This window comes from Xanthomonas fragariae, from assembly GCF_900183975.1.
Lineage (GTDB): Bacteria > Pseudomonadota > Gammaproteobacteria > Xanthomonadales > Xanthomonadaceae > Xanthomonas > Xanthomonas fragariae.
Genome location: NZ_LT853882.1, coordinates 2,995,018 through 3,009,272 on the forward strand (window position 1 = coordinate 2,995,018; position 14,255 = coordinate 3,009,272).

Genomic DNA, 14,255 nt, shown 5'->3' on the forward strand with positions numbered 1-14,255 from the left:
ACGTCCAGCCAGCATGCTCGCAACGGATCGTTGCGAGCGCAAGCGGCGCGCGTCGTCGGGATGTGTCTAGAATCGACCCATGACAACCTTCGCCCGCCTGTTGGTGTTTCCCGCCCTGGTAGTGACCAGCCTTGCCGCTAGCGCTGCGCCGGTGCGCTACGCACTGGATCCGGTGCATACCCGAGTGTTGTTCGCAGTCGAACACTCCGGTTTTTCCAAGGCATTGGGCACCGTTTCCGGAAGTAATGGCACGTTGGTCTTCGACCCGGACGACTGGGCCGCAGCGCGCCTTGACGTCACCGTGCCGCTACGCCGCGCCGACCTGGGAGATGCCAAGTGGAACGACGCCACCTTGGCACGCAACCTACTCGACGCCGAGCGGTTTCCCGACGCGCATTTCGTCTCCACCCGCGTCGAAGCCAGCGGCCAAAACCACGCCAAAGTCACCGGTAACCTGACCCTGCGCGGGGTATCCCGCCCGGTCACCCTGGAGGTCACCCTCAATGTGCTCAAACGCCATCCGCTGCCGCCATTCCGACGCACCGCCGGCTTCTCTGCCACCGCCACACTGAGCCGTGCAGAGTTCGGGATCGATGCGTGGAAATCGATGATCGGCGACACGGTGGAACTGCGGATCGAAGCCGAAGCCGTACGCGAAGGCCGCGCCGACGACGCGCCCGAACCGCAGACAGTCCCCGCCACGCCTGACGCCGCAGCCAGCCCGGAATCGTAAGCATGAGCCTGAAGAACGTCGAACGCTGGGGCGGTGTCAGCCAGACCTTGCACTGGCTGATCGCGCTGTTGATTTTGGTCCTGGGCATTGTGGGCCTGACCATGGGCGAGTTGCCCAAGACGCCGAAATATTTCTGGGTCTACACCGCACACAAATCGGTGGGCCTGACCGTGTTGGCACTGGTGATCGTACGGCTCGGCTGGCGCATCCATGCGGGTGCACCGCCGCCGGTGGCCGGCACGCCGCGCTGGCAGAAACGCATCGCCGGCCTCACCCACTGCCTGTTGTACGCAATGCTCTTCGCCATGCCACTGTCGGGCTGGTTATACGATTCCACCAGCGGCTTGCGTCCATTCCGTTGGTTCGGTCTGTTTGCGGTCCCTAAGCTCAGCCCGCCGGACGAACGATTGCGCGCGATTGCGCATTTCATCCACACGTGGGGGTTCTGGCTGTTGAGCGCCGTGGTGCTGGCGCACGCCGGTGCCGCGCTCTACCACCACCTGTTCCAGCGTGATGCCACCTTGGCCCGGATGTTGCCGCGCGGCTGGCTCTCTTCCAAACCCTAAGGATTCCACATGTCGTCCAAGTTGTTTGCCTCGCCGCTGCTAGTTGCTACCTCATTGGTTGCCACGTTCGCCGCCGCGCCGGTGCTTGCCGCCGATTACGTGCAGGCGCCCGGCTCGTCGCTGGTGTTTGCCAGCAAGTACGACGGTGAAGTGTTCACCGGCAGTTTCCCGCGCTTCGACACCACGCTGAGCTTCGATCCGAGCAACCTGGCTGGCGCCAAGCTGGATGTACGCATTGCGCTGGCCGGTGCCAAGAGCGGCAACGACGACCGCGATTCGACCCTGCAGGGGCCGGATTTCTTCAATGTCGCCAAGTTCGCCACCGCGCGTTATCGCGCTGACAAGTTTCGTGCACTCGGCGGCAACCAGTACGCCGCCGACGGTACGCTGGAGCTGCGAGGCGTCAGCAGGCCGGTCACGCTCACCTTTACCTGGACATCCGGCGCGCAGCCGGTGCTGGCCGGCAAGGCAGTGGTGAAACGGCTGGACTTCGGCGTGGGCAGCGGCGACTGGGCCGACACCAACACCATTCCCAACGAAACCGCGATCAGTACCAAGGTCGTGTTGAAGGCGAAGTAACGCCACCGGCCGCAACCGGACGCGGCCATTGAACGGCGGATTACCTCGTCAGCTCCGCCGTTTTTTTGTGCCTTGGCGGTGGATGACGCCGCGCAACAGCTAGACCCGGTATCCGTCTCAAGGACGCCGACAATGCGCACTCACACCAACGCCCGGTGCGGAGCAACGGCACAGGCACATATCAACGCACAGCGGCGTCCAGCCACGCTCGCAAACGCTGCCAATCGAACGGCCAAGCCAACTCGCGACCAAGCGCATCGCGCAGCACGGGCACGCGCTCACCATAAGCGAGTTCAAGCGCCGCATCGTCATCGATAAATACGCTGCTGAACTCGCCTGCGCGCGCCTGCACCAGCACTTCCACGGCCTGGTCGCACAGGTGGCAAGCGTCGCGCTGATAGAGAATCAAGGCCGTCGCACGTCCCTCAATGCTGCACTGCAGCCGTGCCGCAATTGCTGGCCGACTAGAATAGCCGCCTTTCGCTCACCTCGTCGGCAAGCATGGCTGTCAGCACATTCGACTTATTCAAAATCGGCATCGGTCCCAGTTCCTCACACACTGTGGGTCCGATGCGCGCCGCCGAGCGCTTCGTGCACGGCTGGCTGCTCGACGCCGGCCGCCTGCAGGACGTGGTGCGCATCCGTGCCGAGATGTTCGGTTCGCTGGCCTTGACCGGCCGCGGCCACGGCACCGACAAGGCCGTATTGCTCGGATTGGAAGGCCACCGCCCGCATCTGATCAACCCGGACATCATCCCGGCAACGCTGGAGCGCATCCGCGCCAGCGAGCGCATCAGCTTGTTGGGCCAGCACGCCATCGCTTTCGACGAAAAACGCGATCTGCCGATGAACAAGCGGCAGAAACTACCGCACCACGGTAACGGCATGCGCTTCACCGCCTACGATGCCGATGACGGTGTGATCGCCACGCGCGACTATTATTCCGTCGGCGGTGGCTTTGTGGTCAACCAGGACGACGCCGCCGACGGCCGCATCGTGGCCGACGAAACACCGCTGCCCTATTCGTTCCTCAGCGGCAACGAACTGCTGGCGCAGTGCGCGCGTAGCGGCCTGAGCATTGCCGCGCTGATGTTCGAAAACGAAAAAAGCTGGCGTAGCGAAGACGAGATCCGCGGGGCCTGCGCGAACTGTGGAATGCGATGCAATCCTGTGTGGGGCGCGGCATCCGTGAAGAAGGCACGCTGCCTGGCGGCTTGAACGTTTCGCGGCGCGCACCGGCAATGTATCGCGAACTTTCGTCAAAACCGGAAGCGGCGATGCGCGATCCGTTGACCACGCTGGACTGGGTCAATCTCTACGCACTCGCTGTCAACGAAGAGAACGCAGCCGGCGGTCGCGTGGTCACTGCGCCGACCGATGGCGCGGCCGGCATCATTCCGTCCGTGCTGCATTACTTCGATCGCTTCTGTGCCGGCGCCTCATAACAGCGCATCTTCGACTTCCTGCTCACCGCTGCGGCCACCGGCATTCTCTATAAACAAAACGCCTCGATCTCCGGCGCCAAAGTCGGTTGTCAGGGCGAAGTGGGCGTGGCCTGCTCGATGGCGGCCGGCGGCTTGGTTGCCGCGCTCGGCGGCAACCCGGGGCAGATCGAAAACGCGGCGGAAATCGGCATGGAGCACAACCTCGGCCTCACCTGCGACCCCATCGGCGGGCTGGTGCAGATCCCGTGTATCGAACGCAACGCGATGGGCGCAGTCAAGGCGATCAACGCCAGCCGCATGGCCATGCGCGGCGACGGCAAGCACAAGGTGTCGCTGGACAAAGTCATCAAGACCATGCGCGACACCGGCCGCGATATGCGTGACAAATACAAGGAAACCAGCCGTGGCGGCCTGGCAGTGAACGTGATCGAATGCTGAACCGCAGCATGTCTTGCTGCGCTGCATTTGAAGGTAATGGCATGCGATCGTGATGGCGCGCCCAAGTGCGGCGCGGTATCGAATGCAATGGCCAATTCGCCTGACATCGAAAGTCTGATCGCGCATCCGGCGTCGATGACGCATGCAGCGATGCCCCGAGACGCCCGCGCTGCGGCCAGAATTTCAGACGGTTTGCTGCGTTTTTCGATCGGTATCGTGTCGATTGGTATCGAATCCGCCGAATGATTTGATTATCCGGCTTGGCACGTGCCAAAGCGACACTGACTGGGATCTGGCGCAGGCAGCGAAGTAACCGATGCGAGCGCATTTCCCACTGCCGAGCCCACGTTTGGGCGCGTCAGTTCGTCGCGGACGATGCCAGCGACGATGCAACCTCCGCGCGGCTTCTTGCAAGTTCCAGCAGATGGCCAATCAGCGCGGATGCATTATCGCCATGCCCGCTGGCCGCACGCCAAAGATCAGGATCCAAGCGCATTTTCTGTTCCGTCGCAATATGATGCAGATCCTTGGCAAGCGCGTTCAATTCAGCCTCGCTCATCTCGATCTCGCCTTGCTCCTCCCCGAGCATGGTGACCAAATCCAGCGCCTCGTACAAACACGCTTCACTAGTTCCCAATTCTTTTGCCCTGCCAGCGACCGTGACAGGTCGTGAGGAACGCACTGCCGCATACCAGCGCGCGCCGCTTTGCGCATATCGCGCCACCTGCTCGACGCCACGTAGCCCTATGTGCCCCACAAGACCGCAGCCACCAGCGATCGCCCAGCAGGCTCGCACGTTTGGATCGTTTCTGGCGATGCTGTACGCAAACAAGGCCGGGGCAAGACGCATCGCGCTATTGGGGAGCACGCGTAAGGTAGCAGCTGTGGTTGCGACACTCTCTGCAACGCGCTCGCCAACAGACGCGCGCGGGGGCCGAAAAGGTGCCGGATGCACGGGGCGCCGCGGAAAACTTCGCGCCAATTGCGCATTGACGTGGGGGTCGACTTGCTGAGGCAACACGTGGCCTCCATGCTCGGTAGATGACTGGATATCGTTTGGCGCCTCTGTTTTGCCCGTGCGCAAAAACGGCGTCGATGTGGTTGGCCTCATCAGCATCTGTCCTGCTCAACAATCAAGGTCGATGCATTCAAACCCGAATCCAAAATGCAATCCGCTTACGCTCTGAAATGCATGCTCGTTGAGCGAAGCAGAACTCGGCTCCCTGCCGAGCATCTGCAGGCGCATGGCCAGCTCACCCGCCACCGCACGACCTACGCAGCTAACCGATCCTGCATTGCAGGCGCACCAGCACGCGCACTGATGCGTTGTACGCAATCACCACACCCACATGTGTACCGTTGCAGGCTGGATTCAGAAGGAAATCGCGATGCGACAGCTTGTGTGCACTCTGGCCCTTGCCATGGCCTGCAGCCCGCTGATGGCGCAGGAAACCACCTACGGCCCGCGCCTGGAAGGCTTCGACTACCCATACCCGGTCAAGACCTACGCGTTCACCTCGCAACAGCGGCCGCTGGAAATGGCGTACCTGGATGTCGCGCCCACCGGCAAGCCCAACGGACATACCACCGTACTGCTGCATGGCAAGAATTTCTGCGCAGCCACCTGGGAACAGGCCATCGCCGCGTTGAGCCAGGCCGGCTACCGCGTCATCGCTCCGGACCAGGTGGGCTTTTGCAAATCCAGCAAGCCTGCCACCTATCAATTTTCGTTCGCGCAGCTGGCCGACAACACGCATGCATTGCTGGAAAAATTAGGCATCGAACGCGCGGTGGTGGTCGGGCATTCGATGGGCGGCATGCTCGCGATCCGTTATGCGCTGATGTACCCGCAAGCCACCGAGCATCTGGCACTGGTCGACCCGATCGGCCTGGAAGACTGGAAGGCCGAAGGCATTCCGTGGCGCAGCGTCGATGCCTGGTATGACAACGAACTGAAGACCAGCTTCGAACGGATCAAGAAATATCAAATGGATGTGTACTACGCTGGCCAATGGAAGCCAGAGTTCGAACACTGGGCGCGCATGCAGGCCGGCATGTCGCTGGGCAACGGCAGGCAGGCGGTGGCATGGAATCAGGCGCTGACCTACGACATGGTGTTCAACCAGCCGGTGGTGTACGAACTGCCCAAGCTGGCGGTGCCGACGACGCTGTTCATCGGCCTCAAGGACCGCACCGCGATCGGCAAGGACACTGCGCCCCCGGAGGTCAAGGCGCGCGTCGGCGATTATGCAAAGTTGGGCAAGCGTGCTGCTCAAGCGATTTCGAACGTGAAACTGGTCGAGTTCGCCGACCTTGGGCACTCGCCGCAGGTGCAGGATCCGAAACGCTTCAATGCCGCGTTATTGAAGACGATTGCGCAGTGATTGGAGGCCAGGCATGACACACGGCCTGGGCAACTGCCGATTCCGAACACCGGCCACGGCCGCTTGGCGATTGCGCAGTCGTTTTGTTGGCCGCTCTTATTTAAAGCGACAGGTTGATCGTCTGCGCAGGCAGTGACAGTCCGATCCAGAGACAGGCCTCGCCTCTTTCTGGATCGTCGGATCGTCAGATCGTCACCCCGCAACGATTCGCAGCACATCATCCAGCAACGCCGCTGCAGTCACTTCGGCGCCAGCGCCGGGCCCCTGGATCAATAACGGCTGTTGGCGATAGCGATCGCTACTGATGGCGACACGGTTATCGGTACCGGAGCCACCGGCAAGCGGATGATCCAGCGCCAACTCACGCAGGCCGACGCTTGCTCCATGCGCATCCACGCGACCGACCAAGCGTAAGCAACGCCCTGCGGCGCGTGCCTGTTGCCAGCGTGCATCCATGCCCGCATCCAGTGCATCCAACTGTGTATCCAACTCGACAAGCGACAGCCTTGCGATGCTGGCCGGAACCAGCGAATCCACATGCACCTGCTCGGCCTCCAGCTGCCAACCGGCCGCACGCGCCAGGATCAACAACTTGCGCCGCACATCCTCGCCGGATAGATCGATCCGCGGGTCCGGCTCGGTGTAACCGACTGCCATCGCCTCACGCACGCATTCGGAAAACGCGCCACTGCCATCGTAGCGATGAAACAACCACGCCAACGATCCGGACAACACACCTTCGATCGAATGAATATGATCGCCGCCAGCCACCAACGCGCGCACGCTGCTCAACACCGGCAGCCCAGCACCTACAGTCGCGCTATCGCCGTAGTGCGCACCACTGGCGTGACGCGCCGCTTGCAATGCCTGCGCACGCGACAATGCGGTGCCCTGTGCCAGCTTGTTGGCAGTGACCACGTGCACACCACGCAACAGCCATTCGACGTGCCAATCGGCCACCAGGTCGCTGGCGGTCGCGTCCACCAGCACATCGCCGGCACGCAGCGCAGCGGTTTCTGCCCACGGTTGCAACACCGCTTGGCCGCGCGGCGCGGCATTGGCCAGTTGCAGCGCCTGTTCTGCACTGACGCCACAGTCGTGAGCGATACGCGAATTGGCCAGCCAGTCGAAGCGCGGCAAGCGCAGCTGGCGCTTCTGGAGCGCGGTATAGCGCGTCACGAAGGCGCGGCCCACGGTGCCAGTGCCAAGCAAGGCCAGGCGTGGCGTCGGCGTCACTGTTGCCGCCGAAGCACGGCGCGAAACAGGCAGCACACTGCTCACGCGTCGACCTGTTTGCGGGTTGCGGTGGTCAGGGTCGCCTGGGCGCGTGCCAGCCCGGCGCGCAGATCGATCAGCAGGTCTTCGGCCGATTCGATACCGATCGACAACCGCAGCAAACCATCGGAAATCCCGGCTTCAGCGCGTGCTTCAGCGGTCATCGCTGCATGCGTCATCGATGCCGGATGAGCGATCAGGCTTTCCACACCGCCCAGCGATTCTGCCAGGGTGAAATAGCGCAAGCCGTCGACGAACGCGCGCACAGCAGCTTCGCCACCTTCCAGTTCAAAACTCATCATCGCGCCAAAACCCTTCTGCTGGCGCGCGGCCAATGCATGCCCCGGATGCGCCACAAGACCCGGGAAATACACTTGATTGACCACCGCATGCACGTCCAGCAATTGGGCAATTGCGTCGGCGTTTTCCTGATGCACGCGCAGACGTGCATCCAGCGTGCGCAGACCGCGCAAGGTCAGAAATGCATCGAACGGCGAGCCGGTCAGGCCCAGCGCATTGGCCCACCACACCAGTTGCTGATGCAACTCAGGGTCACGCGCAACCACCGCACCGCCCACCACATCGCTGTGGCCATTGATGTACTTGGTAGTGGAATGCAGCACCAGATCGGCGCCGAATTCCAACGGCTTTTGCAGTGCCGGCGACAGGAACGTGTTGTCTACCACCGTCAACGCACCAACCTTGTTCGCAGCTTCGATGACGAAACGTAGATCGGTGATGCGAAGCAAGGGATTGGACGGCGTCTCGATCAGCACCAGCTTGGGTGAATGCGCCAACGCATCGGCCAGCGAGCGCGGGTCGGTGAGGTCGGCGGTGATCAGTGCGAAGTGGCCCTTCTTCGCCAGCGCATTGAACAAGCGCCAGCTGCCGCCGTATGCATCGTGTGGCACCACCAGTGTATCGCCGGGCTGCAGCAGCGCATTGAGCACCAGGTTGATCGCGCCCATGCCAGTGGAGGTGATCACACCGCCCGCGCCGCCTTCCAGCTCGGCCAGCGCTTCGCCGAGCAGATCGCGGGTGGGATTGCCGCTGCGGGTGTAATCGTACTGGCGCTTGTTGCCGAAGCCATCGAAGGAGAAGTTCGACGACAGCACGATCGGCGGTGTCACCGCACCATAGGCGGTATCGCGATCGATACCGGCGCGGACGGCGGCAGTGGCAGCAGTACAAGGGGCGTCGGTGGGGTCACGAAAGCTCATGCGGTTTCTCCGGTGATGCGAAGGGCAGTAGTGAGGATCGCATCAATGCGATCAATTTCTTTCAGGAAGGCGTCATGGCCATAGGGCGAGCGCAACACGCGCAGACTACCGCGCGGGCTCAAGCCTTCGACAAGGCTGACCAAGTCGGCCAGCGGCACCAGGCGATCGCCCTCCACCGCTACCACGACGGTGGGCACGCGCACCTGCGCCGGGTCGATGCGATGCAGATCGATGGATTCGGACAAGCGCAAATACGCGTTCACCGGCGTACGTGCCACGTACCGCGCACCGGCGGCGTCGAGATAGTCTTCGGCCGCCACACGCACGCGGCCATTGATCACTTCCGGCGGCGCGTCGAAGCGCTCGCTGAATTCTTCCGGCGTGCGGTAGCTGAGCATGGCGAACTGCCGCGCCAGCGCCAGCCCGTGATTTTCAGCGCACTGCAGCTGGCCCAGTGCCACCGCGCGACGCTGCAATGCGCGCCACGCGGCAGCATACGGATGCGCGCGATGCGCACCGCTCACCGCGACCAAGGTGCCGACGCGCGCGGCATGGCGGGTGGCCAATTGCAGACCGACCAAGGCACCATACGAATAGCCGACATAGCCATGCAAGCGCGCAATCCCCAGCGCATCCAGCAATGCGGCGATCGCATCGGCCTGGTCGGCAGTATCGATCGGCGCGTCCAGCGTGCCGTCGGCGCCGAGGAAATCGAATGCCAGCAAGCGGCGCGATGCAGGATCCAGTGCGCGGCCGCTGCCGACCAGCCCGTCCACCCAGCCCTTCTCGGGAAACAGCGCACTGGCGGCCAGATGGCGGTGCGCAGAAATACCGCCGGCCACGAACACCACCGGCGCATTGGCCGCGCCAACCAATTCGTAGCGCAGCCGCACCTCGCGCATGCCGGCATACCGCATCGGCAAGGCGATGACAAGATCGCCGCGCACTGCAGTCAAACCGTCATCAGTGACGACGGATGTATAGGCGTAATCGTTGGTAGACGGCGATGCTGTATTCACGAGGTTCATGGCGATGTCCAGGGTGGATCGGCCATCGAGCTTCGCGGGAGCTCGCGTTCGACGTGCCCAGGGCACGACTCGAACCATCTTTCGGCGGACGCAAAGTCCCCGCAGGATTTGGCACCAAACGCGGGCGCTTGCGCGCTCCGCTGGCTGCCCCGGCATCAAAGGGCCTGTCCCTCCGCCGGTCTCGATGGTGAGGCCAAGATGCCACCGCCGCTGTGCAATGTCAATCGCTTCATGCGGATGGAAAGATATATTTTCATCCGATACCACCAGCGTCGTGACGAGCCGCATACTTGCGCCCTTCTTGGTCCGAGTCGATGGCGTGCCTCACAACGTGCCCCGCCCGGCCCTGCACGCACTCGCCTTGACATATGTCGGTGCGCTGCTGGCCTGTGCGACGTCGACCGCTGCGCAACAGCGCTGGCATTGGTACGGGGCTGCGGGCACGACCTCACCAGGCGCAACGACGTCGCAGATAGCGCCCGTACCGGCCGGCAGCGTCCCATCACTGCAACTGGAATGGCAGGCCCCTGCCTACCTGGCCTGGGTCGTCAATCCACTGGCGGGGCCTGCGCAAATCCGCCTGAGCGCAACGCCCAGCGAAGATTACCGCGCCGTGCCGCAATTGCCACTGACGCTGCAAATGGACGCGCACGAGCGCCGCCTGCTGGCCCGGCTGTATCCTGCCAGCAACCAGCGCACGCTAAGCGGGCTTGGACTTAGAGCGGCTAACAAAACCCAGGAAGAAGCCGTAAGCAGACGATGGAGCAAGCAAGCGAGAGCAACGCCAAGTGGAGATCGATGCGGCGTTCAAAGCGGATGCGCAGTTTGCCCATGCCTGCGAACCAGGTATGGGTGCGCTCGACGACCCAGCGATGACGGCCCAACCGGTCGTTGCGCGCGATCCCCTTGCGTGCGATCCGCGCAATGATGCCGCGCTGCTTGAGGCTGGCCAACGTCGCAGGCGCCCTGGTTTGCCACCAATTGGCGGCAAGGCGTCGATCAACTCCTCGAACACGACCGAGTCGTGCCGATTGGCGCCGGTGACGCACACCGCCAAGGGGATGCCGTTGCGATCGACGATCAGATGCCGTTTGCTGCCGCGTTTGCCGCGATCGGTCGGGTTCGGCCCGGTGTATGGGCCCCCGGGGGGAGGCTACGCTAGCGGCGTCCAGACCAGCTCGGCTCAGGTCCAGCGTCTGAGCGCGACATAGCTCGGCCAGCAACACCTGATGCAGACGATGCCACACACCGGCGGCCTGCCAATCACGCAACCGACGCCAGCAGGTCATGCCGCTGCCGTAGCCCAGCTCCATAGGCAGGTCTTCCCACGGCGCGCCCGTGCGCAGGACATAGACGATGCCGTTGAGGGCTTGCTGATCACTGATACGCGGCCGTCCACCTTTGGGCGAACGCTTCACTTGCGGAATCAGCGGCTCGATGCGCTTCCACAGCGCAATGGGGGATCTCTTTGCGACGTGTCATGTCCGCAATTTTGCCACCGGCGAGACAAGATTCAAGGGGTTTTGTTAGACGCTCTTAAACTCGATGTGGTGCCCGGCGATCCACAGGCACACCCGCAGCCAGTGCACTACCAGCTGCCGTTCCGCGACGTTGCGGTGCAGGTAGATCAGGGCTTCGGCGGGCACTTCAGTCATACCGACCGACCCAACTGGTATGCGGTGGACTTCGCAATGCCGCAGGGCACGCCTGTGCTGGCAGCGCGCGAAGGCATGGTCATGCAGGTGCAACGCAATGTCATCGAAGGCGGCCCGCACGATTTGGCAGCAGGTGGAGGCAACCTGGTGCGCGTGCTGCACGCCGACGGCAGCATGGCGATCTACGCCCACCTGGCGCCTGGCGGTTTGACGGTACATATCGGCCAGATGGTCCGCACCGGCGAGCGCCTGGGCGCCTCGGGCAACACCGGCTTCAGCACCGCTCCGCAACTGCATTTTGCAATCCAGCGCAATGCCGATCTGCAGCTCGTCTCGCTGCCGTTCCGCATGATGGGCCCGCAGGGCGGGCTGCAGTTTCCCTCGCCGGCCCCCTGAACCCAGGCGCTGAGGCCGTGGCCGAACCCGAAAGCGGAGGGGTCCGCACCCCCGCCGTAAAGGCCCGCCCCACCGAAGCAGCTATAATCGTTCGCTTCCTCAGTTTCCGCAGGCGTCCGACCGGGCGCGCTCAGTCCATGTCCGACGTCTCCAACGAAGCCGCGCGCCGCCGCACCTTCGCCATCATTTCCCACCCCGATGCCGGCAAAACCACGCTGACCGAAAAGCTGTTGCTGTTCGGCGGTGCGATCCAGATGGCCGGCTCGGTCAAGGGCCGCAAGGCTGCGCGTCACGCCACCTCGGACTGGATGGCACTGGAAAAGGAGCGCGGCATCTCGGTGACCTCCTCGGTGATGCAGTTCCCGTACGAAGGCAAGATCGTCAATCTGCTCGACACCCCCGGCCATGCCGATTTCGGCGAGGACACCTATCGGGTGCTGACCGCGGTCGACTCGGCGTTGATGGTCATCGACGTGGCCAAGGGCGTGGAAGAACGCACCATCAAGCTGATGGAAGTCTGCCGCCTGCGCGATACGCCCATCATGACCTTCATCAACAAGCTCGATCGCGAGGGCAAGAATCCGATCGATCTGCTGGATGAAGTCGAGACCGTGCTCGGCATCCAGTGCGCACCGGTGACCTGGCCGATCGGCATGGGCCAGCGTTTGAAGGGCGTGGTGCATCTGATCACCGGCGAAGTGCATCTGTACGAACAGGGCCGCAACTTCACCCGCCAGGACTCGACCATCTTCCCGTCGCTGGATGCGTCGGGCCTGGTCGAGAAAATCGGTAAGCAGATGCTGGCCGAGCTGCGCGATGAATTGGAACTGGTGCAAGGCGCCAGCAATCCATTCGATCTGGAGGCATATCGCGCCGGCCAGCAGACCCCAGTGTTCTTCGGCTCAGGCGTCAATAACTTCGGCGTGCAGCCGCTGCTGGATTTCTTTATCGAACACGCACCGCCACCGCAGGCGCGCGACACCACCGGCCGTCGCGTGCAGCCCACCGAAGCCAAACTCAGCGGCTTCGTGTTCAAGATCCAGGCCAACATGGACCCGCAGCATCGCGACCGCGTGGCCTTCATGCGCGTGTGCTCGGGCAAGTTCACCGCCGGCATGAAGACCCTGCACGTGCGCAGCGGCAAGGACGTCAAGCTGGCCAATGCGTTGACCTTCATGGCCTCCGATCGCGAGATCGCCGCCGAAGCCTGGCCGGGCGATGTCATCGGCATCCACAACCACGGCACCATCTCCATCGGCGACACCTTCACCGAAGGCGAATCGCTGTCGTTCACCGGCATTCCCAACTTCGCGCCGGAGTTGTTCCGCCGCGCACGCCTGCGCGACCCGCTCAAGCTCAAGCAGTTGCAAAAGGGCCTGGCGCAGCTGTCCGAAGAAGGCGCCACCCAGTTCTTCCGCCCGTTGATGAGCAACGATCTGATCCTGGGCGCAGTGGGCGTGCTGCAGTTCGACGTAGTGGCCTACCGGCTCAAGGACGAGTACGGCGTGGATGCGATTTTCGAACCGGTGAGCGTGACCACGGCGCGCTGGGTGCATTGCGAAAACCCGAAGAAGCTGGAGGAGTTCCGCGAGAAAAATGCCGGTAATCTGGGCATCGATGCGGCCGGCCAGCTGGTCTATCTCGCACCGACCCGGGTCAACCTGCAGCTGGCACAGGAACGCGCGCCGGACGTGCGCTTCTCGGCCACGCGCGAGCATGCGCATGCCAAGGCGATCGATTGACCTGCGCTTGAACCGATGCAAGGAAACGCAACTGCCAGCGATGCGAATTGCTCGCAATTACGGTACCTTTTTTGGCATGAACGCAGACGCCTCCCCCTCGATCGACCTGCGCGATGAGATCGCCAGTGCCGTAACCCACGGCCTGGGTGCAATTGCTGCCTTGGCCGGTGGCTCGGTGCTGATCACGCTGGCGGCCATCTATGGCGACCGCTGGCAGCTGGCCACCTCCATCGTCTTCAGTGCGACGCTGATCCTGCTCTACGTCGCCTCCACGCTGTTTCATGCCATCCCGCATCCGGGCACCAAAGCACGCCTGCAAATACTGGATCACTGCGCGATCTATCTATTGATCGCCGGCACCTACACGCCCTTTACGCTGATCAATCTACGCGACTCCTGGGGTTGGGGATTGTTTGCCGCCATCTGGACGATTGCTGCCGCAGGGGTGATCTTCAAACTGTTTTTCACCGGCCGCTTTCGCCTGCTGTCGACGGTGCTGTATCTGGCAATGGGCTGGCTGATCGTCGTGGCGATCCAACCGTTGCTACGCTCTGTCGATTCCTGGTCGTTGTGCTGGCTGCTGGCCGGCGGGCTCTTCTATACGTTGGGTACGTATTTCTACCAACGCGACACACAACGCTATTTCCATGCAATCTGGCATCTGTTCGTGCTTGCCGGTAGCGCTTGCCACTTCGTTGCAGTCATCGCGCAGGTGGTGTGATCTGTGATGTTCGGCGCGTTCGCGCGCCGTGCACGAGGCATCGCCAACCATTGGTAACGTGAACGACCTGACC

At 62.9% G+C, this 14,255-nt stretch carries 11 protein-coding genes, 4 pseudogenes and 1 riboswitch; of the genes and pseudogenes, 9 read left to right on the forward strand and 6 right to left on the reverse strand.

Translation table 11 applies throughout. From position 1 onward, the window contains the following. The first annotated feature begins 79 nt into the window (after window positions 1-79). Genes PD885_RS13850 through PD885_RS13860 form a run of 3 tightly spaced genes read left to right on the forward strand, consistent with a single transcriptional unit; the run spans window position 80 to window position 1,878 of the window. The gene (locus PD885_RS13850; protein WP_002811233.1) at window positions 80-733 is read left to right on the forward strand and encodes a YceI family protein; all 654 of its coding nucleotides are present in this window, start codon (window positions 80-82) and stop codon (window positions 731-733) included. A 2-nt stretch (window positions 734-735) separates the two neighbouring features. Further along, window positions 736-1,299, forward strand: coding sequence for a cytochrome b (locus PD885_RS13855; RefSeq protein ID WP_002811236.1), 564 nt, complete (start codon window positions 736-738; stop codon window positions 1,297-1,299). Between the two features lie 9 nt (window positions 1,300-1,308). Next, on the forward strand, window positions 1,309-1,878 hold the full coding sequence (locus PD885_RS13860) for a YceI family protein (RefSeq protein WP_002811239.1): 570 nt from the start codon (window positions 1,309-1,311) through the stop codon (window positions 1,876-1,878). Window positions 1,879-2,059: 181 nt separating this feature from the next. Here PD885_RS13860 and PD885_RS13865 read toward each other — a convergent pair whose 3' ends face one another. After that, complete coding sequence (locus tag PD885_RS13865; RefSeq protein WP_002811241.1) at window positions 2,060-2,287, reverse strand: glutaredoxin family protein; 228 nt, start codon at window positions 2,285-2,287, stop codon at window positions 2,060-2,062. Between the two features lie 92 nt (window positions 2,288-2,379). Between PD885_RS13865 and PD885_RS13870 the strand changes: the two are divergent. Further along, a pseudogene (locus tag PD885_RS13870) lies at window positions 2,380-3,761 on the forward strand (L-serine ammonia-lyase). A 105-nt stretch (window positions 3,762-3,866) separates the two neighbouring features. After that, window positions 3,867-4,007 (forward strand): annotated as a pseudogene (locus PD885_RS13875) (PLP-dependent transferase); the annotation flags it as partial. A gap of 112 nt (window positions 4,008-4,119) precedes the next feature. Here the strand turns inward: PD885_RS13875 and PD885_RS20860 are convergent. Continuing rightward, window positions 4,120-4,611, reverse strand: a complete 492-nt coding sequence (locus PD885_RS20860) for a hypothetical protein (protein ID WP_134656590.1) — start codon at window positions 4,609-4,611, stop codon at window positions 4,120-4,122. Window positions 4,612-5,149: 538 nt separating this feature from the next. On the opposite strand from PD885_RS20860, the gene PD885_RS13885 reads away from it, so the two are divergent. After that, a complete protein-coding gene (locus tag PD885_RS13885) occupies window positions 5,150-6,145 on the forward strand; it encodes an alpha/beta fold hydrolase (protein ID WP_040762879.1) in 996 nt (331 codons plus the stop codon). A 192-nt stretch (window positions 6,146-6,337) separates the two neighbouring features. Here the strand turns inward: PD885_RS13885 and PD885_RS13890 are convergent, their stop codons facing one another. The 4 genes and pseudogenes from PD885_RS13890 to PD885_RS13910 all read right to left on the reverse strand — a co-directional run bounded on the left by PD885_RS13890 (window position 6,338) and on the right by PD885_RS13910 (window position 11,150). Then, entirely contained in the window at window positions 6,338-7,426 is a 1,089-nt protein-coding gene (locus PD885_RS13890; protein ID WP_002811250.1) for a homoserine dehydrogenase family protein, read from the reverse strand. Beyond that, window positions 7,423-8,640: an O-succinylhomoserine (thiol)-lyase gene (locus tag PD885_RS13895; RefSeq protein ID WP_002811251.1), complete on the reverse strand. Its 1,218-nt coding sequence runs from the start codon at window positions 8,638-8,640 to the stop codon at window positions 7,423-7,425. Before PD885_RS13895 ends, PD885_RS13890 begins: the two co-directional genes overlap by 4 nt. Then, window positions 8,637-9,668 (reverse strand): homoserine O-succinyltransferase MetX, encoded by a 1,032-nt coding sequence (gene metX, locus PD885_RS13900; RefSeq protein WP_002811252.1) that lies wholly within the window; start codon window positions 9,666-9,668, stop codon window positions 8,637-8,639. The genes PD885_RS13895 and metX overlap by 4 nt, the downstream gene beginning before the upstream one ends. Window positions 9,669-9,739: 71 nt before the next feature. After that, window positions 9,740-9,859: riboswitch (SAM riboswitch) on the reverse strand. Window positions 9,860-10,393: 534 nt separating this feature from the next. Then, a pseudogene (locus PD885_RS13910) lies at window positions 10,394-11,150 on the reverse strand (IS5 family transposase). A 53-nt stretch (window positions 11,151-11,203) separates the two neighbouring features. Here PD885_RS13910 and PD885_RS13915 point away from each other — a divergent pair. From PD885_RS13915 to trhA, 3 genes and pseudogenes are all read left to right on the forward strand, one after another. Continuing rightward, window positions 11,204-11,719: pseudogene (locus PD885_RS13915) on the forward strand (M23 family metallopeptidase); the annotation flags it as partial. A 137-nt stretch (window positions 11,720-11,856) separates the two neighbouring features. Then, on the forward strand, window positions 11,857-13,461 hold the full coding sequence (locus PD885_RS13920; RefSeq protein ID WP_002811255.1) for a peptide chain release factor 3: 1,605 nt from the start codon (window positions 11,857-11,859) through the stop codon (window positions 13,459-13,461). Window positions 13,462-13,537: 76 nt separating this feature from the next. After that, window positions 13,538-14,182 carry a PAQR family membrane homeostasis protein TrhA gene (gene trhA, locus PD885_RS13925; protein WP_002811257.1) on the forward strand — a complete coding sequence of 215 codons (645 nt, stop codon included), beginning with the start codon at window positions 13,538-13,540 and terminating at the stop codon, window positions 14,180-14,182. The last annotated feature ends 73 nt before the right edge of the window (window positions 14,183-14,255 follow it).